The 20,302-nt window shown below is 73.3% G+C and carries 16 protein-coding genes; 13 read left to right on the top strand and 3 right to left on the bottom strand.

Annotation, left to right across the window (positions count from 1 at the left end):
* The 4 genes from ACWPWW_RS14555 (at nucleotide 1) to ACWPWW_RS14540 (ending at nucleotide 7,167) form a co-directional block, all read left to right on the top strand.
* The gene (locus tag ACWPWW_RS14555) at nucleotides 1-1,296 is read left to right on the top strand and encodes a glycoside hydrolase 5 family protein (protein WP_454051066.1); all 1,296 of its coding nucleotides are present in this window, start codon (nucleotides 1-3) and stop codon (nucleotides 1,294-1,296) included.
* Nucleotides 1,289-3,472, top strand: coding sequence for a glycoside hydrolase family 3 protein (locus ACWPWW_RS14550; protein ID WP_454051065.1), 2,184 nt, complete (start codon nucleotides 1,289-1,291; stop codon nucleotides 3,470-3,472). The genes ACWPWW_RS14555 and ACWPWW_RS14550 overlap by 8 nt, the downstream gene beginning before the upstream one ends.
* Before the next feature lie 40 nt (nucleotides 3,473-3,512).
* Entirely contained in the window at nucleotides 3,513-6,842 is a 3,330-nt protein-coding gene (locus ACWPWW_RS14545; RefSeq protein WP_454051064.1) for an endo-beta-N-acetylglucosaminidase, read from the top strand.
* A 97-nt stretch (nucleotides 6,843-6,939) separates the two neighbouring features.
* Complete coding sequence (locus tag ACWPWW_RS14540; RefSeq protein WP_454051063.1) at nucleotides 6,940-7,167, top strand: hypothetical protein; 228 nt, start codon at nucleotides 6,940-6,942, stop codon at nucleotides 7,165-7,167.
* A gap of 67 nt (nucleotides 7,168-7,234) precedes the next feature.
* Here the strand turns inward: ACWPWW_RS14540 and ACWPWW_RS14535 are convergent, their stop codons facing one another.
* The gene (locus tag ACWPWW_RS14535; RefSeq protein WP_454051062.1) at nucleotides 7,235-8,077 is read right to left on the bottom strand and encodes a hypothetical protein; all 843 of its coding nucleotides are present in this window, start codon (nucleotides 8,075-8,077) and stop codon (nucleotides 7,235-7,237) included.
* A 527-nt stretch (nucleotides 8,078-8,604) separates the two neighbouring features.
* Between ACWPWW_RS14535 and ACWPWW_RS14530 the strand changes: the two genes are divergently transcribed.
* The 5 genes from ACWPWW_RS14530 (at nucleotide 8,605) to ACWPWW_RS14510 (ending at nucleotide 14,926) form a co-directional block, all read left to right on the top strand.
* Nucleotides 8,605-9,780, top strand: coding sequence for an ROK family transcriptional regulator (locus ACWPWW_RS14530; protein WP_454051061.1), 1,176 nt, complete (start codon nucleotides 8,605-8,607; stop codon nucleotides 9,778-9,780).
* Between the two features lie 28 nt (nucleotides 9,781-9,808).
* Nucleotides 9,809-10,597: an ATP-binding cassette domain-containing protein gene (locus ACWPWW_RS14525; RefSeq protein WP_454051832.1), complete on the top strand. Its 789-nt coding sequence runs from the start codon at nucleotides 9,809-9,811 to the stop codon at nucleotides 10,595-10,597.
* Between the two features lie 260 nt (nucleotides 10,598-10,857).
* Nucleotides 10,858-12,405 carry a multiple monosaccharide ABC transporter ATP-binding protein gene (mmsA, locus tag ACWPWW_RS14520; protein WP_454051060.1) on the top strand — a complete coding sequence of 516 codons (1,548 nt, stop codon included), beginning with the start codon at nucleotides 10,858-10,860 and terminating at the stop codon, nucleotides 12,403-12,405.
* Nucleotides 12,406-12,429: 24 nt separating this feature from the next.
* Complete coding sequence (gene mmsB / locus ACWPWW_RS14515; RefSeq protein WP_454051059.1) at nucleotides 12,430-13,725, top strand: multiple monosaccharide ABC transporter permease; 1,296 nt, start codon at nucleotides 12,430-12,432, stop codon at nucleotides 13,723-13,725.
* Nucleotides 13,726-13,816: 91 nt separating this feature from the next.
* Complete coding sequence (locus tag ACWPWW_RS14510) at nucleotides 13,817-14,926, top strand: substrate-binding domain-containing protein (protein ID WP_454051058.1); 1,110 nt, start codon at nucleotides 13,817-13,819, stop codon at nucleotides 14,924-14,926.
* A gap of 61 nt (nucleotides 14,927-14,987) precedes the next feature.
* On the opposite strand, the gene ACWPWW_RS14505 is transcribed toward ACWPWW_RS14510, so the two are convergent.
* A complete protein-coding gene (locus ACWPWW_RS14505; RefSeq protein ID WP_454051057.1) occupies nucleotides 14,988-15,140 on the bottom strand; it encodes a hypothetical protein in 153 nt (50 codons plus the stop codon).
* A 79-nt stretch (nucleotides 15,141-15,219) separates the two neighbouring features.
* Entirely contained in the window at nucleotides 15,220-16,452 is a 1,233-nt protein-coding gene (locus ACWPWW_RS14500; RefSeq protein WP_454051056.1) for a low temperature requirement protein A, read from the bottom strand.
* A 169-nt stretch (nucleotides 16,453-16,621) separates the two neighbouring features.
* On the opposite strand from ACWPWW_RS14500, the gene ACWPWW_RS14495 reads away from it, so the two are divergent.
* The 4 genes from ACWPWW_RS14495 (at nucleotide 16,622) to ACWPWW_RS14480 (ending at nucleotide 20,266) form a co-directional block, all read left to right on the top strand.
* Nucleotides 16,622-17,611, top strand: coding sequence for a LacI family DNA-binding transcriptional regulator (locus ACWPWW_RS14495; RefSeq protein WP_454051055.1), 990 nt, complete (start codon nucleotides 16,622-16,624; stop codon nucleotides 17,609-17,611).
* A 60-nt stretch (nucleotides 17,612-17,671) separates the two neighbouring features.
* Nucleotides 17,672-19,042, top strand: coding sequence for a hypothetical protein (locus ACWPWW_RS14490; RefSeq protein WP_454051054.1), 1,371 nt, complete (start codon nucleotides 17,672-17,674; stop codon nucleotides 19,040-19,042).
* A 172-nt stretch (nucleotides 19,043-19,214) separates the two neighbouring features.
* Entirely contained in the window at nucleotides 19,215-19,529 is a 315-nt protein-coding gene (locus ACWPWW_RS14485; RefSeq protein ID WP_454051053.1) for a hypothetical protein, read from the top strand.
* Nucleotides 19,526-20,266, top strand: coding sequence for a type II toxin-antitoxin system RelE family toxin (locus ACWPWW_RS14480; protein WP_454051052.1), 741 nt, complete (start codon nucleotides 19,526-19,528; stop codon nucleotides 20,264-20,266). The genes ACWPWW_RS14485 and ACWPWW_RS14480 overlap by 4 nt, the downstream gene beginning before the upstream one ends.
* Nucleotides 20,267-20,302: the final 36 nt, after the last annotated feature.

Below are 20,302 nucleotides of genomic sequence, written 5' to 3'. Positions count from 1 at the left end.
ATGCTCAGATCCGGGGTCAACTACACCCCCTCGACCGACTGGTTCTACTCCTGGCTCGCACCCGATTGGGACACCGTCCGACGCGACCTCGACGCCGTCGCGGCCCTCGGGCTGGACCACGTCCGCGTGCTCCCGCTGTGGCCGGTGCTCCAGCCGAATCGCACCTCGATCCGACAGCAGGCTCTCGACGACGTCCGCCGCACGGTCGAGGTCGCCGCCGAGGCGGGCCTGGACGCCACGGTGGACGCGGTCCAAGGGCACCTGTCCAGCTTCGACTTCCTCCCGAGCTGGCTCGCCAGCTGGCACGCACGGAACCTGTTCAGCGACCCGGAGATCGTCGAGGCCCAGGTCAGGCTGGTCGACGCACTCGACGCACGGCTGGCGGACCTGCCGTCCTTCCTCGGCCTCACGCTCGGCAACGAGCTGAACCAGTTCGCGGCCGCGAGCCACCCGACGCCGGTGCCCGTGTCCCCGGACGACGTCACCGCGTGGCTCGAGGCGCTGCTCGGTGCGCCGCGGCGCGCGCCGCAGCAGTTCCGCGTGCACGCCGAGTACGACGCCGTCTGGTTCGCCGACGCGCACCCGTTCCACCCCGTGCACGCGGCCCGCCACGGGGACATGAGCGTCATCCACTCGTGGATCTTCAACGGCACCGCGCAGGGCTACGGCGCTCGAGGCCCGCAGGGCACCCGGCACGCGGAGTACCTCATCGAGCTGGCGCGCGCGTTCGCCGACGACCCGGCCCGGGCGACCTGGCTCCAGGAGGTCGGTGCACCGACGCCGCACGTCGACCCCGCTTCGGCCCCCGACTTCTGCGAGGCGACGGTGCGAGCCGCCGCCGACTGCTCACGGATGTGGGGAGTGACCTGGTGGTGCTCGCACGACGTGCCGCGAGCGCTGGGTGACTTCCCCGACCTCGAGCACTCGCTCGGCCTGTTCGACGAGGACGGCGGCGTGAAGCCGATCGGGCGGCGCTTCGCGGCCGTCATGGCAGAGCTGCGCGATCGCCCCGAGCCCGCGATCCGGGATGAGGCCGTCGTGATCCCGGTCGGCGCAGAGGACGTTCCGCTGCACCGCGCGGAGCTGGGGCCTGGCGGCGGCGTCTTCGACACCTGGATGCGCCTGGCTGCCGCCGGCCGGCGGCCCACCCTCGTGACGTCGCGGACCGCCGAGCAGCCCGAGGCCCTCGCTCGGCGCGGCGTGGTCCGGGTGCTCGAGGCGCCAGTGACGGGCCGAACGCTCTACTCCGCGGTCAGCGACACCGAGATGTTCCCCCCGGGGGTGGCCGGTGCCTGACCACGCCGACACCGTCGAGCGGGTGCTCGCCGGTCTGAGCACGCGCGAGCGTGTGGGTCAGCTCAACCAGCGGCTGCTGGGGTGGCAGGCGATCGAGCGGGTCGACGGCGCACTCCGGCTCACGGACACGCTGCGCGCCGAGATCGAGCGCTGGTCCGGCCTCGGGTCCATCTACGGCCTGTTTCGCGCCGACGCGTGGTCGGGGCGCTCGTGGGAGGACGGCATCCGCCCCGAGGAGCGGGCGGAGGTGGCGGCGCTGGTCGCCGAGGCGGTGGCCGCGGCGACCCCGGCGGGCATCCGGCCACTCGTCGTCGAGGAGGCACCGCACGGCCACCAGGCGCTCGGCGGCGAGCTGCTGCCGGCCAACCTCAGCGTCGCCGCTGCGTGGGACCCGGCGCTGCTCGCGGAGGCGGCCGAGGCGGTGGCCGCCGGGTTGGCCGCGAGCGGTGTGCACGTCGCGCTCGTCTCGGCCCTCGACCTGCTGCGCGACCCCCGCTGGGGCCGGAGCGAGGAGTGCTTCGGTGAGGCCCCGCTGCTCGCCGCCTCGCTCACGCGCGCGCTGGTCACCGGGATGCAAGGCGTCGACCGCGCGCACGTGGGCTCGACCGGCGTGGCCGTCGTCCTCAAGCACCTGGCCGCCCAGGGCGAGGCCGTCGGCGGGCGCAACGGGCAGTCCGCCGTCATCGGCCCACGGGACCTGCACGAGCTGCACCTGCCGGCCGTCGCGTCCGGGATCCGAGCCGGAGCGCTCGGGTTCATGGCCGCGTACAACGACATCGACGGCGTGCCGTGCTGCGCGAACCGCGACCTGCTCACCGGGTACCTGCGCGACGAGCAGGGCTTCGACGGCATCGTGATGGCCGACGGGCTGGCCGTGGACCGGCTGGCCGCGATGACCGGCGACGTCCCCTCCGCCGCTCGGGCGGCGCTGCTCGCCGGGGTGGACGTGTCCCTGTGGGACGAGGGGTTCACCACGCTGGCCGCGACCGCCGAGCGCGACCCGGACGTCGCAGCGGCGGTGGAGCAGGCGTGCCGCCGGGTGCTCACGCTCAAGGCCCGGTTCGGCCTGCTCGCCGACCCGCCGCCGACCAGCACGACCTCCCGCGAGCGGATCGAGGTGGCGGCCGGACGAGCCCGCGCGGCGTCCCGCACCCTTGCCGACCGGGCGCTCGTCCTGCTGCACGACCCCGCGCACACGCTGCCGTTGACGGAGCGAGACCTGCGACGCGTCGTCGTGACCGGCCTGCTCGCCGACGACGTCACCGCGATGCTGGGCGACTACGTGCCGCCGCTCCCCGAGACGGCCGGAGGCGGCATCGGTTCGACGCTGCGGTCCGCACTCCCGACCGCCGAGGTCGTGGTCCGCCCGGACGGTCTGCCGCGCGCGGCGGACCTCGCGGGCGCCGATGTCGTCGTCGTGGTCGTCGGGGGCACCAGCCACAGGTCGTACGACGACGGGTTCGCCGCGAACGGCGCCGTGGCAGGTGGCGCGTCGCGCGCCACCTGCGGGGAGGGCGTCGACCTCGCCGACGTCACGCTGCCGCACGGCCAGGACGCGATCGTCGCCGAGCTGCGCCGGATCGCCCCCTGCCCCGTCGTCGCGGTCGTGGTCGCCGGTCGACCGCACGTGCTGACCGACGTGGTCGCGCACGTGGACGCCGTGCTCTGGGCCGGCTACCCGGGCCCGGCGGGCGGGCGGGCCGTCGTCGACGCGCTGCTGGGGCGGACCGAGCCGACCGGCCGGCTGCCGATGACGCTGCCGCGACACCCTGCTGCGGTACCGGTGCGCCACGACGACCGGCACGCAGCGACCGGCGTGTACCAGGACGCACCTGACCCCGTCCTGTTCCCGTTCGGGCACGGGCTGCGCTACGACGACGTGACGGTGGACGCGCTGCGCGCCCGTGTGGTCGGTGACGCGGTGGTGGTGCACGTCCAGGTGACGAACCCGGGCGTCGTCTCCGCCCGCGTCGTCCTGCCCCTGACCGCTCACCGCACGGGCGGTGACGTGCTCCCCCGGCTGCGGGAGCTGCTCGCGTTCCGGGCGGTCGACGTCCCGGGCGGCACCACCGTCGTCGAGCTCACGGTCGACACGTCGTCCTGCTTCGCGACCACTCAGGGGCCAGCCACCACCCGCCTGCACGTCGACCAGCTGCACACCGACATCCGGCTCTGACGCCGGCGCACCACCCGACTCGACGACGAGAGGACCCATGGTGACGAGCACGACCCGACGACGGAGCGACCACCGACGACGGCCCGCGGCGGCAACGCTCGCGACCGCGATGGCGGCCTGCCTGGTGGGATCAGCCGCCCCGCAGGCCGCGGCGTCCGACACCCTGCCCTGGACCGGCGAGAGCGCCGTCGGCGCGCACCAGCCGTACCAGCACGGCTACACCGCGTCGGACCTGCTCCGCTGGGAACCCGCAGCGGACACGGACGCGGAGCTGCTCCGCTCCCGCGTGCCGTTGCAGGACCGCATCGGCGCCGACCCGGCTTCTCAGCGCGACCCCGCGCTGCCTGCCAGCACCCAGCTGCACACCCTCGCCGGCGACTACGGCAACGCGTTCTTCGAGAGCCACCACGACACGGACGAGTTCAGCCAGTACCTGTTCAGCTACTGGCAGTACGCCGACCTCTACGGCACGTGGCACGGCCAGCCCACCGACGGCATCTCGCCGGAGTGGTACGACCCGACCGCCGAGTGGACGCAGCGGTGGTTCGAGTTCGGGATGCTCAACCTCCCGAACCCCGCGTACACCAACGCCGCGCACCGCAACGGCGTCCGGTCGCTGGCGACGATCTTCTTCTCCGACAACGACCGGGGCGAGCAGACGTTCACCGACCTGCTGGTGCGCGGGGACGACGGTCGGTTCCCCGTGGCGGACAAGCTGACCGAGGTCGCCCGCTGGTTCGGCTTCGACGGCTACTTCGTCAATCAGGAGGAGGTCAGTCGCGACCTGGACGCCGGCCAGATCGCCGACTACCAGACGTTCATGCAGCAGCTGCGCGCCGACGGGATCTACGTCCAGTGGTACGACTCGGTGACCTCGTCCGGCTCGATCGGCTACCAGAACGCGTTCAACGCCCAGAACAGCCTGTTCGTGCAGGACTCCGCGGCAGGGCGGGTGTCGGACTCGATCTTCCTGAACTACTGGTGGAACGCCGCGCGGCTCGCGTCCTCGCGCTCGCACGCCGAGTCCCTCGGGCTGGACCCGCACGAGGCCGTGTTCGCCGGTGTCGAGGCCGGGCTGTACCAGTTCGAGCAGCCGTACGACCTCGCCGACAACCTCGGTGCCGACGGCACTCCGATGAACAGCATCGCGATCCTCGGCGCCGACTTCGTGCACGCGGACCACCCCGACAAGACGGACGACGGTGCGCAGTGGGAGACCTTCGACCGCGAGCGGCGGTGGTGGACGGGATCCTCGACCGGCGACACGGCCGCAGACGGTTCCTGGCAGGGGGTCTCCTCGTACATCGCCGAGCGGTCCGTGATCGGCGGCGGCACCTTCAGCACCACGTTCAACACCGGGCACGGCTTGGAGCACCGCACCGCCGGCACCGTCACGTCGGACCGCGAGTGGGGCAACATCAACGTGCAGGACGTTCCCGTCACGTGGCAGTGGTGGATCGACGCGGCTGACAGCCCGCTCCAGGCCGACTACGACTACGGCTCCTCCTCCACCTCGGCCCCTCGCTTCGCGTACACCCCCGTCGGCGCGTACGAGGGCGGCTCGTCGCTGGTGCTCAGCGGCCGGCTCGCCGCGGACAACACCGTGCGCCTCTACAAGACCGACCTCGCGGTCGACGCCGGGTCCGCCGTCGACCTCACGTGGCGGAAGGCCACGACGGACGACTCCACGCTGGCCGTCGGCGTCGTGCTCGCGTCCGACCCCGGCACCGTGGTCGAGCTCGAGCTGGACGACTCCGACGCGGCGACCGACGGCTGGCGCACGGGGCGGGTGGACCTGTCCTCGTTCGCCGGTGACCGGGTGATCACCCTGGGGCTGGTCGTCGGCGCCGGCAACACACCCATCGAGGACTTCCAGGTCAACGTCGGCGCGCTGCGCGTCACCGACGGCGTCGACCGCACGCCGGCCGCACCTACTGGGCTGACAGTCGACCGGCTCCTGGTGGACAGCGACGAGCTCGTCGTCTCCTGGGACCTCGCCGACTACGCCGACGTGCGCGAGTACCGGCTGTACCTCGACGGCACCTACCTGGGCGGGCGGTACGACGAGACCCTGTACGTCAAGGACCTGCCGGCCCCGTCGGGGCAGCTGGAGCTGCGGGCGGTCGGCCCGGACGGCAGCGTGAGCGCTCCGGCGACCCTCGTCCTCGACGCCGCGACCGCGCCGTCCGCGCTCGAGGTCACGACGGACCGGTCCGGGGCGATGACGGTCGCGTGGACCCCGGCGGACGACGGCGTGCCCACCACCGTCCGCGTCGAGTCCCGGGCGAGCGAGCGGTACGCAGACGCACCGTTCGCGGCCGAGACCACGGTCCCGGCGGGCACGGCGACCGCGGACCTCGACGGGATGCCGCTGGACGGGTCCGGCTACGTCGTCACGGTGCGCGCCGGCGACGGAGCCGCCGTCGCCGCGCAGGGCCACTTCACGGACGCGACGCTCCAGCAGCTCCCCGTGTGCGACGTGATCTGGGCGGACCCGGACACCGTCACGCTGCCGCGACCCACGATCGCCGACTGGCGCTACCTCCGCGTCGAAGAGCGCTGGGACGATGACGGCACCCCGCAGACCGACCGCAAGTCGTTCGCCTACACCTACAGCCAGCCCGCCGGTGACCAGGCGGTCCGGGGCCGCACGATGCGGCCGGCCTACACGCTCGACCTGTCGCACGTGGACAGCGAGCTGTGGGTCGCGCTGGAGGACTACGCCGGCAACGTCACGTCCGACGAACCTGCCGGCTGGACGCGCGTGCCGCGGGCCGACGAGGACTGCGCTCCGCAGGAACTGGGGCCCGACCTCGGCGAGACGGGCGCGAGCACGCTGACCGCGACCGTGGGCGAGCAGCCCGCCGACGGGGTCAGCAGCCACACGCTGACCGTGCGGGTGCGGGACCCGTTCGGGAACCCGGTGACCGGGGTGGACGTGGCGTTCGTGCTGCCGGACGGGCTGGCGCCGAGCGCGGCCTCGGCCGTGACGGCCGGTGATGCGTCCGAAGTCGTCATCGGCACTGGGACGACAGGCGTTGCGGAGGTGGCGGTCGTGAGTGCGGAGGCCGGAACGTACGCGGTCAGCGCGTCGGTCGCGGGGCGGGCCGTGCTCAACGGGGACGGGGCCACGGTGTCGTTCACCGCCCTCCCGACCGAGCCGACTCCGGAGCCGGAAGTCGGTCCGGAACCCGAGGGCGAGCGTGGGCAACCCGACGACGGCGGAGCGCGGGCCGAGGGAACCGTCGACGCCCTGCCGCGTACCGGTGCCGAGATCGCGGGGCTCGTCCTGCTCGCTGTGGCCGCGCTGACCGGGGGCGTGGCGTTGACCGTACGCGTGCGTCGCTCACAGGCTCGGAGCGATGGGTAGCCGGACACGCGCCGCTCCCGACCGCAGATGCGGAGCTGGGCCTAGCTGTCCCTATGTCCCACGAGCCACGGCTCCCGGTGCACCACGTGACGTCGCCGTGCACACGGCGATCCGCGACGGGCGCCCCGTCGACGTCCGGGCGACGACGCCGTTCGGCGAGAAGAAGTGGACCGGGGTCGCGGACGGGTCGGCGGTGTACCAGGGGTTCGAGTCCGGGGCTCGGTCGATCCCGGCTGGGACCGTGAGCGTCGCGGCGTACGCGTACGACGACGGGGTGGGGCACCACCAGGTGCGGACGGTGCCGTACGCGGCGGTCGCCTGCTGAGGGCGCCGCGCCGCCCGGCGCGCTGATCGACGCGAGCCATCCCGAGCCGTCGGGGTGGCTCGCGTCGTCACGTCCAGGAGCGGCTGACCGAGGTGTCGGGGCGGTGCGCGCCCCGGACCAGCATCAGTCCGGCCTCCGTCCCCAGCCGGTCGGCGACGCCGGGTGCCATGCACGTCCGCAGCAGCCCGACGAGCTCGTCCGCGTCGAGCACGAGCGACCGGGTCGGGACGATGACGTCGCCGAACATCGCCCGGAACTTCTGCTCCCGGCGCCGCCGCGCGACGACCGAGACGGCTGACCGGTCGAACACCACCGCCGTCACCGTCGCCGTCGACTCCGAGGGCTCCGAGATCCAGCGGACGTTGGCCCACGCCGCCCGGCTGGTCACGTCGCGCTCGCGCACGACCAGGGCGGTCGGTGTCAGCCACACCCCGGCACGCCGCGCCCGCCGCACCTGCCCGCCGACCACCAGGCCGACGGTCATGAGCAGCACCCCGAGCATCGCGGCGGCGCCGAGCCGCGACTCGTCCGACCGGAACCAGGCCGCGACGAGCGGAGCCGCGAACGGCACCGTCGCGTACGCGGCGAACACGGCGGCGAACAAGTGCCGGGCCGGGTGCTGGTGCAGCACCGTCGCACGCTCCCCGTCCAGCGTGCGCGTCACGAGGCGGCCGCGCGGACCGGTACCGCGCTCCTCCCGGTCTCGGAGCACCCGGCCGATCCATAGCAGGACGCCCACGCCGGCGAGCCACGACCCGATGCCGACGCCCAGCGCCTCCTCGCCCCAGCCGGCCGACGCCCCGAGCACGCCGAGCACGACGGTCGCGACGGCCACGGGCACCTCCCGCCGGCGGGCCCGGCGATCGGCGCGGCGCAGCACCTCGCGCGGGTCGGTGTCAGCTGGCGGCACGCGTCGACGGTAGCGGGCCGTCGGCCGGGCGTGGTTCCGGACGACCTCCGCCCGCCTACCAGCCGGGCGGGCGGGTCCTGGGTGCTCGTCACGGTCGCCACTCAGATGCGTCACGGCCGTACGGTCGCTCGCGTGGAACGCAGCGGAGACGTGAGTCCGGTCGACGACGCGCGTCTCGACGTGGAGCTCGTCCACGAGGCGGGTGAGTGGGCGGCATTCATCCACGGCATGCCGTTGTCCGGGACCGGAGCCAGCAGCAGCGCCGCGTTGGACGACCTCGTGGAAGCCGTGCGCGAGTACGCGAGCGACTGGGACGACCGGCTGCGGTTCGCCGGCAACCACCAGCGCGCGCGGGACCTCGTGCAGGAGGCCGGTCGTTCGACGGACGCGGAGCTGCGCGCGTGGTTGGACGAGCTGATCCCATCGCCCTCGGCGCCGGCTGTGCGCCGGGATCCTCTTCGCGGCCCCGCCCCGGAGTACCCTGCCCCCGGCAGAGGCATCATCGCGACGACGGGAGGCTGCCCACCATGGCCGGCTCCCAGACCGCCTTGCGCGAGGCCAACCGCGCCACCGTCGTCGACACCATCCGCCGCTACGGGGGCCTGACCCAGGTCGAGCTCGCCGCCACCACCGGCCTGAGCGCCGCGACGGTCTCCAACATCGTCCGCGAGCTGCAGGCCGCCGGCGAGGTCGACGTCCGCGCCACCATCCACAACGGCCGCCGCGCCATGCAGGTGACGATGGTGCACCGGACCGGCGTCGCCGCCGGCGTGCACGTCGGCACCCGGCACATGGCGATCACCCTGGCCGACTCCGCGCACCAGGTGCTGGTCGAGCAGGCGCTGCCGCTCCCGCACGAGCACCGCGCCGACACCAGCCTCGACCGTGCCGCGCTGCTGATCGTCGAGCTGCTGGAGCGGGTCGGGTCGAGCCTGCAGGAGCTGCTCGGCATCGGGATCGGCGTGCCCGCGCCCGTCGACGCCGCCACCGGGGCGGTGTCGGTGCCGGGCATCCTGCGGGGCTGGGACGACGCACCGGTCGCGCAGGTGATGTCCAAGCGGCTGGGCGTGCCCGTGTTCGTCGACAACGACGCGAACCTCGGCGCGCTGGCGGAGAGCCGGCTCGGCGCCTCGCGGCACTTCCAGGACTCCGTGTACGTGCGGGCCTCGCACGGCACGGGCGCGGGGGTGTCGCTGGCCGGGCGCGTGCACCGGGGGTTCGCCGGGACGGCCGGGGAGATCGGGCACGTGCAGGTCGACGCGGCCGGGGTGGTCTGCCTGTGCGGGAGCCGGGGCTGCCTGAACACCGTGGTGGGGGCGCCGGCGCTGATCGAGGTGCTGCGCGCGAGCCGCGGCTCGCTGACGCTGCGGGACATCGTCGCCCTGGCGCTGGACGGCGACCCGGGCTGCCGGCAGGTGGTCGAGGACGCGGGCGCGACCATCGGCGCCGTCGTCGCAGGCCTGGCCATCGCGGTGAACCCGCAGTGCGTGGTGGTCGGCGGGGAGCTCGCGGAGACGGGCGAGCTGCTCATCGGCCCGATGCGCGAGGCGATCCGCCGGCGGGTGCCGCTGAACCACATCGCGCCGCTGGAGGTGGTCGCCGCCGAGCTCGGCGCCCGCGCGGAGGTGATGGGAGCGGTGCTGCTGGTCCTCGAGAACACCCGTGCGACGACGCACTGGTTCGACCGCCCGGACGGAGACTGAGCGCGTGGCACTCGACGTGGAGGCGACGATGACGCAGGACCGGGCGCGGGCGGACAGCCCGCCGCTGCTCGACGTCCGGCGGGTCACCAAGCGGTTCGGCGCGGTGGAGGCGCTGACCGACGTGGACCTGCGGCTGCACGCGCACGAGGTGGTGGCGCTGGTCGGCGACAACGGGGCGGGGAAGTCGACGCTCGCGAAGATCGTCTCGGGCGTGCTGCAGCCCGACAGCGGCGTGGTCGAGCTCGCGGGCGAGCCCGTGACCATCCCGAACCCGGCGGCGGCGCACGCGCTGGGCATCTCGACGGTGTTCCAGGACCTCGCGCTCTGCGAGAACCTCAGCGTCGCGGCCAACATCTTCCTGGGCCGCGAGCTGCGCGCGTCCCGGCACAGCCCGATGGACATCGACGGCATGGAGCTGGCCTCGGCGCAGATCCTGCGCGACCTGACCATCACCGTGCCGTCGGTGCGGACGCCGGTGCGCGAGCTGTCCGGCGGGCAGCGGCAGGCCGTCGCGATCGCCCGCACGCTGACCACCCGGCCGCGGATCCTGGTGCTCGACGAGCCGACGGCCGCGCTCTCCGTGGTGCAGACGGCCGAGGTGCTGACCCTGATCGAGCGGCTCCGCGCGATGGGGCTCGGCGTGGTGATCATCAGCCACAACCTGGCCGACCTGCGCGCCGTGGCCGACCGGATCGAGGTGCTGCGGCACGGCCGCAACAACGGCTCGTTCGACGCCGGCACCTCGGCGCCGGAGGAGATCATCGGCGCCATCGCCGGCGCCACGCGACCGGTTCGACCGGCGTGGGCGACGCGCTGATTGGCTTCAGCCCCGGCCCGGATTTGCCTTCACTAGTTGTCGGCAAACGCCGGTGCACGACCGGGAGGCGTGACTGAGGGTCACGAACCACGGCTACAACAGCGCCGCGCGGCCGGTTGGTTGCGAATCAGTAACGCAGTCGCGCCATCTTGCCTTCAGAGGTTGACGCGTAGGTGACGGCGGTCCTAGCGTCCAGACGAGCTCGGCAGACCGGCACCGGCGCCGGTCGTGCAGCGCGGCACACGAGAGCAGGGCACCGCATGACGGACACCCCCGTCGTCCTCGAGATGAGGTCGATCACCAAGACCTTCCCCGGCGTCAAGGCGCTGGACCAGGTCCGGATGGTCGTGCACGAGGGCGAGATCCACGCGATCTGCGGCGAGAACGGCGCCGGCAAGTCGACGTTGATGAAGATCCTGTCCGGGGTCTACCCGCACGGCACCTACGACGGCGAGATCGTCTACCAGGGCGAGGAGGTGCGGTTCAAGGACATCAAGTCCAGCGAGCGCGCCGGCATCGTGATCATCCACCAGGAGCTGGCGCTCATCCCCGAGCTGTCGATCGCGGAGAACATCTTCCTCGGCAACGAGACCTCCGGGCCGTTCGGCATCGACTGGGACAGCGCCCGGCTGCGCTCCGCCGAGCTGCTGGCCCGGGTCGGCCTGACCACCTCCCCCGACGAGCAGGTGAAGAACATCGGCGTCGGCCAGCAGCAGCTGGTGGAGATCGCCCGGGCGCTGGCCAAGGACGTGCGGCTGCTCATCCTCGACGAGCCGACGTCGGCCCTGAACGCGGAGGACTCGGCGCACCTGCTGGACCTGCTGCGCGGCCTGCGGGCGCAGGGCATGACCAGCATCATGATCAGCCACAAGCTCAACGAGATCGCCGCCGTCGCCGACTCCATCACGATCATCCGGGACGGCCGCACCGTCGAGACGCTGGACGCCGCGGCGGGCGAGGTCGACGAGGACCGGATCATCCGCGGCATGGTCGGCCGGTCGCTCGACCACCGGTTCCCCGACCACACGCCGCACATCGGGGAGACGTTCTTCGAGGTCCGGGACTGGACCGTCGAGCACCCGCAGGTCCCCGGCCGGCTGGTGTGCAAGGGCTCGACGTTCCACGTGCGGCACGGGGAGATCGTCGGGTTCGCGGGCATCATGGGCGCCGGCCGCACCGAGCTCGCGCGGTCCCTGTTCGGCCGGTCGTACGGGCGGTACCGCGGCGGGCAGATCGTCATCGACGGCAAGCCGGTCGAGCTGCACACCGTGCAGCAGGCCATCGACCACAAGATCGCCTACGTCCCCGAGGACCGGAAGATCCAGGGCCTCAACCTGCTGGACAGCATCCTCGACACGATCGTGTCCGCCGACCTGCGCCGGATCACCAAGCGCCGGGTGCTCGACAGCGACACCGCGTTCCTGGCGGCGGAGCACTACCGGAAGTCGCTCAACATCAAGACGCCGTCGGTGCGCGAGGGCGTCGCCAAGCTGTCCGGCGGCAACCAGCAGAAGGCGCTGCTCGGCAAGTGGATGTTCCCCGAGCCGGACCTGCTCATCCTCGACGAGCCGACCCGCGGCGTGGACGTCGGCGCGAAGTACGAGATCTACGGCCTCGTGCAGCGCCTCGCCGACGCCGGCAAGGGGGTCGTCGTCATCTCCTCCGAGCTGCCGGAGCTGCTCGGGCTCTGCGACCGGATCTACACGATCTTCGAGGGCCGGATCACCGGCGTCCTCGACCGCGAGCAGGCCGACCAGGAGTCCCTGATGCGGCTCATGACCGGCACCAGTCCCGCCCTCACCACCTGATCCAGCGAAGGAAGACCGCAGACGATGACGTCTCTCAAGCAGCTGTTCGGCGGCGGGGCCCGCCAGTTCGGCATGGTGTTCGCGCTGATCGCGCTCGTGATCGTGTTCCAGTTCGCCACCGGCGGCAAGGTGCTCACGCCGACGAACGCGCAGAACATCATCAACGGCAACTCGTACGTGCTGATCCTGGCCATCGGCATGGTCCTGGTGATCATCGCCGGCCACATCGACCTGTCCGTCGGGTCGGTCGCGGCCGTGGTCGGCATCATCGTGGCGCTGTCCATCCGCGACTGGGGCATCCCGTGGTGGCTCGGCATCCTGCTCGGGCTCGCCGTCGGCGCCCTGATCGGCGCGTGGCAGGGCGTCTGGGTCGCCTACGTCGGCATCCCCGGGTTCATCACGACGCTCGCCGGGATGATGTTCTTCCGCGGCGCCAACCAGTACATCGGCAAGTCCAACACCGTCCCGGTGCCGGAGGAGATCCAGTTCCTCGGCGCGGGCTACCTGCCCGAGTGGGGCCCGAGCACCGGCCTGAACAACTCGACGCTGCTGCTCGGGATCCTCGCCGTCGCCGCCCTCGTCTACGGCGAGGTCCGCCGCCGGCGCTCGGCCCGCCGGCTCGGCGGGACGCCCGTCCCGATGTGGGTGTCGGCGGTCCGCGTCGGGGCGCTGGCCGTGGTCATCGGCTACCTCACCTACCTGTTCGGCAGCGGCCGGGTCGGGACGTCCTTCCCGATCTCGGGCGTCATCCTCATGGTCCTGGTGCTGGTGTACGGGTTCGTCTCCAGCCGCACCATCACCGGCCGGCACGTCTACGCCGTCGGCGGCAACAAGGTCGCGGCGTCGCTGTCCGGCGTCAACATCCGGCGGACCAACTTCTTCGTGATGATGAACATGTCGGTGCTCGCCGCCCTGGCCGGCATCGTGTTCATCGGCCGGTCCACCGCCTCCGGGCCGTTCGACGGCACCAACTGGGAGCTCGACGCGATCGCCGCGGTGTTCATCGGCGGCGCGGCGGTCTCCGGCGGCGTCGGCACCGTCGTCGGGTCGCTGATCGGCGGCCTGGTCATGGCCGTGCTGAACAACGGCCTGCAGCTGATGGGCGTCGGCTCCGACAGCACCCAGATGATCAAGGGCCTGGTGCTGCTCGCCGCCGTCGCGTTCGACGTCTACAACAAGGTCCAGGGCCGCCCCTCCATCGTCGGGGTGCTGCTCAAGGGCGCCCGGCGCACCGCACCCACGACGCCCGGGAGCGACGACAGCGACGTCGGCAGCGGCGCCGCCCCCGTGTCGCAGAACGAGACCCTCGCGCGGCACTGACCCCCAGCCAGCCCACCCCGTGCCGATCCCGGCGCACCGCTCGACCGCACCCGACGGCGGGTGCCCAACCGAGAGAAGAGTGACACCACCCATGAAGAAGCTGACTGCGGCGCTCGTCGCCGCCGGGGCCGCCGGAGCGCTGCTGCTCACGGGGTGCTCGTCCGAGCGAGGCGGTTCCACCACCGAGGAGACCTCCGGGTCCACCGAGGCCGCCGGCGGGTTCGCCGCCGACGCCACGATCGGTGTGGCGCTGCCGCAGAAGACCTCCGAGAACTGGGTGCTCGCCGAGCAGCTGTTCAACGACGGGCTGAAGGAGGCGGGCTTCGACCCGATCGTCCAGTTCGCCAACAGCGGCGTGACCGAGCAGCAGAACCAGATCCAGGCCATGACCGAGCAGGGCGCGAGCGTCATCGTCGTCGGCGCGATCGACGGGTCCCAGCTCGGCTCGCAGCTGGAGTCGGCGGTCGACTCCGGCGCCTCCGTCATCGCCTACGACCGCCTGGTCAAGAACACCGACGCGGTCGACATGTACGTGGCGTTCGACAACTACCAGGTCGGCGTCCTGCAGGGCGAGGCGCTCCTCGAGGGCCTGGCCGAGCGCAAGGGCGCGGGCCCGTACAACATCGAGCTCATCGCCGGCTCTCCCGACGACGCCAACTCGACCCCGTTCTTCGAGGGCGCCATGAGCGTCCTGCAGCAGAAGATCGACGACGGCACCCTCGTGGTCGTCTCCGGCCAGACGTCGTTCGAGCAGGTCGCCACCCAGGGCTGGAAGGCGGAGAACGCGCAGAAGCGGATGGACACCATCCTCTCCGGCACGTACGCCGACACCGAGCTGCACGGAGTCCTGTCCCCCAACGACACCCTCGGCCGCGCCGCGCTCACCTCGGTGGCCCAGGCCGGCAAGGACACCCCGGTCGTCACCGGCCAGGACTCCGAGGTCGAGTCGGTGAAGTCGATCGTCGCCGGCGAGCAGTACTCGACCATCTACAAGGACACCCGCGAGCTGGTCGCCCAGACCATCAAGGAGATCCAGGCGCTGCAGAAGGGCGAGGAGCCGGAGATCAACGACACCGAGTCCTACGACAACGGCGTCAAGGTCGTGCCGTCGTTCCTGCTGACGCCCGTCATCGTGACGCAGGCGAACGCGGCCGACGTGTACAAGGACGACGAGACGCTGTTCCCGCTGACGCAGGGCTGACGACTCGCCGGACGACGAAGGGCGGATCCCCGCGTGGGGGTCCGCCCTTCGTGGTGCGTGCTCACCGCTGGGCGGTCGAGCCGCCCCGGCTCGTCACCTTGTGCAGCAGCTGCTTGGCCCGGCGCTGGTTCTCCGGCTTGGCCATCTCCCGCCGGGCGATCCGCATCGCCTGCAGCGCGAGCCCGCTCTTCATCGCGTTGCGCAGGAATCCCATGGTTCGCCTCCCTCTCGCCGTGCTCGTGGTGGTTCCGGCGACTGTATGGCGGCGCGCGCCGATGCGCGCGTCGACCGGGTCAGGCCGCGACGCGCTCCCCGGCGTCCACGCGGTTCCCGGCGACGGCGTGCCCGACGACCGTCACCCACGGCGTGCAGGCCAGCAGCACCAGGCACCAGACCAGCGGCACCCCCGCCCGGGCGAGCAGCACGCTGCCGACGACGACCGCCACCGACCCCGCGGTCAGCGCGAGGTGGCGCGGGTCGGGTGTGGGGCTGAGCGACGTGTACAGCGCGGACACGGTCACGACGTAGACGCCGACCGGGAGCGCGACGACCAGCACGGTGCCCGCCAGCGAGAGCGTGCCCTCGTCCTGCAGGAAGAACGCCGCGGCGTGCAGCCCCGCCCCGGTCGCGACGATCGCGCCGAACAGCACGATGTGCCCGTAGCCCCACGCGAACGACCGCCTCCGCCGCGCGTGCAGCAGCTCGCCGCTGGGCATGACGTCGTACGCCCACCAGAGCCCGAAGATGAGCGCGACGCCCGCGAGCCCGAGCACTGCCGTCTCGACCGACCACCCCGTCTCCTCGATCACCGCGGACAGGGCGAACGTCGTCCCGGTGACGCCCTCTCCCAGCGCGATGATGACCAGCAGCCCGTAGCGCTCCGCGATGTGGTGCGGGTGCCACGGGGTGCCGCCGTGCACGCGGGCGGCTGCCGCCGGGCCGACGAGCTCCAGCAGCACCAGCGGGAGGACCAGCAGGAACGTGGTGACGGTCGGAAGGTCGGCCAGCGCCAGCGCGACCCAGCCGACCTGCGACGCCAGCAGGGTGGCGATGAAGACTGCGACGCTCTGCCGCCGGGCAGGGTCGGCGATCGCCGCCCGGCTCCACTGCAGCACCATCGGCACCCGCATCACGACGTACCCGAGCACGATCACCCGGTTGTCGATGTGCTCGCCCGCGGCCAGCGACTCGAACATCGGCGGCACCCCGAGCGCCAGCACGAGCACGCCGACCATCTGCACCATCGTGGTGAGCCGGAACAGCCAGTCGTCGGTGTCGTAGGCGGACGCGAACCAGGTGAAGTTGATCCACGCCCACGACACCGCGAACGTCGCGAAGCAGAAGCCGGCGATCGCAGCATCGGTGTGGCCGTCGGCGAGCAGCTCGGCCAGCTGCTCCGCGGTGCGGCCGAACGCGATGACGAAGGTCAGGTCGAACAGGAGCTCGAGCGGGGTGGCGGTGCGGCGCTCCTCGCCGGGGTCGCGGCCGGACATGCGGGTCCGGAGCGGGGTGGTGCGCACGGGCATGGTCGGAGCATAGGAGCCGGACGCCGTGTCGCGACCGGCTAGTTCGACGTTGAACTCCCGGGCTCGCGCACCGGTACCATCGGCGCGACGACCCTGACTCCGGGCGGCTCCGACGGCGGAGCACCGGGACGAGCCGGGTCGGTGTGCTGGACGACGAGGGGGAAGCGCGATGGCCCGGGTGCGGCTCGCCGACGTGGCGGAACGGGTGGGGGTCAGCACCAAGACCGTCTCGAACGTCGTCAACGGCACCGGCTGGGTCAGCGCCCCCGTGCGCGAGAAGGTCCTCGCCACCATCGACGAGCTCGGCTACCGGCCGAACCTCGCGGCGCGCCAGCTGCGCAGCGGGTCCAGCGGGCTGATCGGGCTGTGCGTGCCGAGCCTGCGCGAGCCGTACTTCGCGGAGTTCGCGTCCGAGTTCGTGTCCGCGGCCGAGGCCCGCGGGTCGACGGTGCTGGTCACGCAGTCGAAGGGCAACCGCGACGTGGAGCTGGCGATGCTCGAGTGCGAGAACCTGCCCGCGCTCGACGGGATGGTGTTCAGCCCGCTGGCGCTCACCCGCGAGGACACCGAGCGCCGGCGCAGCACCGTCCCGCTGGTCCTGATCGGCGAGCACGGCGAGGCCCTCGCCTCCGACACGATCACCCACGTCGGCCCCGACAACGCCGCGGCCGCCGAGGTCGCGACCCGGCACCTGCTCGCGGACGGCCGGCGGCGGATCGCGGCGATCGGGCTGCAGCAGGGCGACGACTCCACCGGGCAGGTGCGGTTCGCGGGCTACCGCCGGGCGCTGACGGCCGCCGGGCTGGAGCCCGACCCGGCGCTGCTGGTCGAGACCCGGTCCTACAACCGCGCCGAGGGGTCGGCCGTCGTCGAGCGGCTGCTCGCCGACGGCGTCGACTTCGACGCGCTGTTCTGCTTCAACGACTCGCTGGCGTTCGGCGCGCTGTCCACCCTCGCGACCCACCGGATCGCGGTGCCGGAGTCGGTGGCGGTGGTCGGCTACGACAACATCGAGGAGGGCGGGTACCTCGTGCCGCCGCTCACCACCATCGACCCGGGCCTGGCCGCGTCGACCGGGCTGATCCTCGACCTGCTCGTAGGCGCGCGGAAGGGCGAGGGCGGCCACGTCCCGACACCGTTCCACCTCGTCGAACGCTGACCTCGGGCTTCACCCGCGTGGGCCTCACGGGGCGGTGGCGGCGCTGACACACTGGCGCGCGTGCTCCGGAACCGCCGCGCCCTGACGCGCCTGCTTGCCGTCGGCTTCGCGACCCTCACCCTCGGCGGGGCGGTGGCCAGCACGACGGCGGCGTCCGCGGATGCCGCCACGGTCAGCACGGGATCCGTGCCCGACGCGCACGGCGTGGTCCCCGGACCCAGCGCGTCGGCCGGTGCGCTCACGGCAGGGCTCTACGTCCAGGTCGTCGACGGCAGGATCGTCGTCACCCACCCCGGCGTGCCGGCTGGGTTCGCCGCGGGGCAGTTCGGGTTCCTGCCGACGACGATGCTGCCACCGCTCGTGGTGCCGCGGGTCCCGGGGGTGGTGTTCACGCCGCCGCCGACGTTCCAGCCGCCCCGCGACACCCAGCAGCAGCAGGCGGCGGACGAGGTCGCCGGAGAGCTGGCCCGGCAGCAGGCGCTCGCGCAGACCGCCGCCGACCAGGCTGCTGCCGACGCGGCCGCCGCCGACCAGGCCCGCGCCGCGGCCACCCGTGCCCAGCAGACGTTCTTCGACCTGCTCGTCGCCGAGCAGCGCGCGGCGATCGCGTCCATGGACGCCGCACGGACCCGGGACGAGGCCGAGGGCGCGGTGAACCAGGCGATGTCCGCCCTCGCCGAGGCCACGTCGGACGAGGAACGCGCGGCGGCCCAGGTCGCGCTGGACCTCGCACGCACGGCGTACGCGGCGGCTCAGGCAGCGGCCGAGGACGCCGCCACCGAGGCCTCCCTGGTCACGATCCAGGTCCAGGACGCCGTCGTCGCTCGGGACGCCGCCGAGCTCGCGGCGACCGAGGCGCAGGACCGGGCGGCCGCCGGCGCGACGAGCGCCACCGCCGCGATCGCCACCGCCCGGACCGCCACGCAGGGCTACTCCCCCGTGCTGCCCTCGACGCCGCCCGCCGCCACCGAGCCGGTCACCGCGCAGCCGGCGACCGTCGCACCCGGCCAGGCGCTCGCGCTCGCCGCGGCCGGGTTCGCCCCGGGCACCGCGGTCACGTTCGGCATCTACTCCGAGCCGCTCGCCGTCGCCCCGGTCACGGCCGACGCGGGCGGGTACGCGGTCGCGTCGTTCCAGGTGCCCGCGTCGTTCACCGGGTCGCACACGCTGGTCGCGCTCGGCACGGGGCTCGACGGGCTGCTGCGGGTGCTGCGGCTCGACGTCGAGGTGGCGGCACCGGCCGTCGCCGCCCCGGCGGCCGTCGCCGCGGCGGCCACGGCTGCGACCCCGGCCGCCGTGGCGGGCCCGCGGCTCGCGGATTCCGGCGTCAGCCCCGGCACCGGCGCCGCGACGGCCGGGGGGCTGTTGCTGCTCGGCGGGGCCCCGGTCGGGATGGCACGGCGCCGCCGGGCCGCCCCCGCCGACGCCTGACCCCGCCGCAGCGGCACGACACCGCACCCTTCCCACCTCCGCCGAGATGGCAGTTCCCGCCTGCACGCCGCGAGGCCCCCACGGGGGGACTGCCATCTCGGCGCGCGGGAGCACGGAAGGGCGAAGGCAGCAGTCGCCTGCAACACTGCACACGGGTGTGTAGTGTTGCAGGATGCCGACGCCGATGCTCCGCCTGCCCGTCTCGACGGCAGCCCGCAAGGGCGTGTCCGCGGTGGCCGCGGCCGCCGCCGACCACCGGGTCGTCCTGACCAGCCTCGGCCGGCCGGTCGCGGTCGTGGACGCCGCGGAGCGGCTCGACGAGGACGTGCGTCGGCTGCGCGAGGGCGTGCGGACCGTCGTCGAGGCGTACGCGACACTGGCGGCCGACCGGGAGGCCGGGCTGACCCTCGCCGAGGTGTGCGCGCAGCTCGGTCTGGAGGAGACGGTCGTCCGCGAGCACGCGGCGCGCCTGCGCGAGCGCGCGTGAGGGCCGGCGGCCACCTGCCCGACGACCAGGCCGAGCTGACCTTCTCCGACCGGTTCGCCGAGCAGCTCGAGGACCTCACGCCGCGCGAGCGGGTCGAGGTCCTCGCCGAGGTGGTCGGGCTCTGCGCGGCGCCGGACGGGTCGCACACCCTGTCGGCGCGGGGGCGCGACCGGTCGCTGGTCGGCTGGAACACCCTGGAGGTCAGCAACCGGGAACGGCGAGTCGTCTACCGCGTCGACGAGGCCGGCGGCTCGATCTTCGTCCTGTGCCTCGGTCCGCGCCGTGGGGCCGAGGTGTACGACCTCGCGACCGCCCTGACCAGCTCCGGAGCACTGAGCCGCGAGGAGGCGACCCAGCTGTGGGACGCCCTCGGCCTGTTCGACGTGCTGGCCGAGGAGCTCGGGCTCGACGGCTGGGACTACACGCCGCCGCCCGCACCCGTCGGCCTGCAGCGTGCGGCGGTCGCGGCCGGAGTGCTGGAGGAGGCGTTCGCGGCCCTGCTCTCCCGCGACGAGGTCACGGCGGCCATGGAGCAGGGCTGGGGACCGGAAGGCCCCGACCCGGCCCTCGCCTTGCGCGCGGCACTGCGTCGCGCGCGCGGGAACGCGGGGTTCGACTCGGCGGAGTGGGTGGTCCGGCGGCGGGCCGACGACCGCTGCGCCGCGCCCATGCCGCGTGCCGGGGTGCGGTGCATCCGCCGCGCCGGCCACCCCGGCCCGCACCGCGCCCGCCCCTGAGCCCGAGCTCCGCCGAGACTGCGGCAGGTGCGGGGT

It is taken from the genome of Cellulomonas sp. Marseille-Q8402, assembly GCF_965119525.1.
This window is presented reverse-complemented; position numbering and strand designations above follow the sequence as displayed.

What these genes read in the sequence shown, in the direction of transcription:
- mmsB (WP_454051059.1), top strand. Translation starts at nt 12,430, where the DNA reads ATGACGTCTCTCAAGCAGCTGTTCGGCGGCGGGGCCCGCCAGTTCGGC.
- ACWPWW_RS14485 (WP_454051053.1), top strand. Translation starts at nt 19,215, where the DNA reads ATGCCGACGCCGATGCTCCGCCTGCCCGTCTCGACGGCAGCCCGCAAG.
- ACWPWW_RS14510 (WP_454051058.1), top strand. Translation starts at nt 13,817, where the DNA reads ATGAAGAAGCTGACTGCGGCGCTCGTCGCCGCCGGGGCCGCCGGAGCG.
- ACWPWW_RS14555 (WP_454051066.1), top strand. Translation starts at nt 1, where the DNA reads ATGCTCAGATCCGGGGTCAACTACACCCCCTCGACCGACTGGTTCTAC.
- ACWPWW_RS14530 (WP_454051061.1), top strand. Translation starts at nt 8,605, where the DNA reads ATGGCCGGCTCCCAGACCGCCTTGCGCGAGGCCAACCGCGCCACCGTC.
- mmsA (WP_454051060.1), top strand. Translation starts at nt 10,858, where the DNA reads ATGACGGACACCCCCGTCGTCCTCGAGATGAGGTCGATCACCAAGACC.
- ACWPWW_RS14500 (WP_454051056.1), bottom strand. Translation starts at nt 16,452, where the DNA reads ATGCCCGTGCGCACCACCCCGCTCCGGACCCGCATGTCCGGCCGCGAC.
- ACWPWW_RS14525 (WP_454051832.1), top strand. Translation starts at nt 9,809, where the DNA reads ATGACGCAGGACCGGGCGCGGGCGGACAGCCCGCCGCTGCTCGACGTC.
- ACWPWW_RS14505 (WP_454051057.1), bottom strand. Translation starts at nt 15,140, where the DNA reads ATGGGATTCCTGCGCAACGCGATGAAGAGCGGGCTCGCGCTGCAGGCG.
- ACWPWW_RS14495 (WP_454051055.1), top strand. Translation starts at nt 16,622, where the DNA reads ATGGCCCGGGTGCGGCTCGCCGACGTGGCGGAACGGGTGGGGGTCAGC.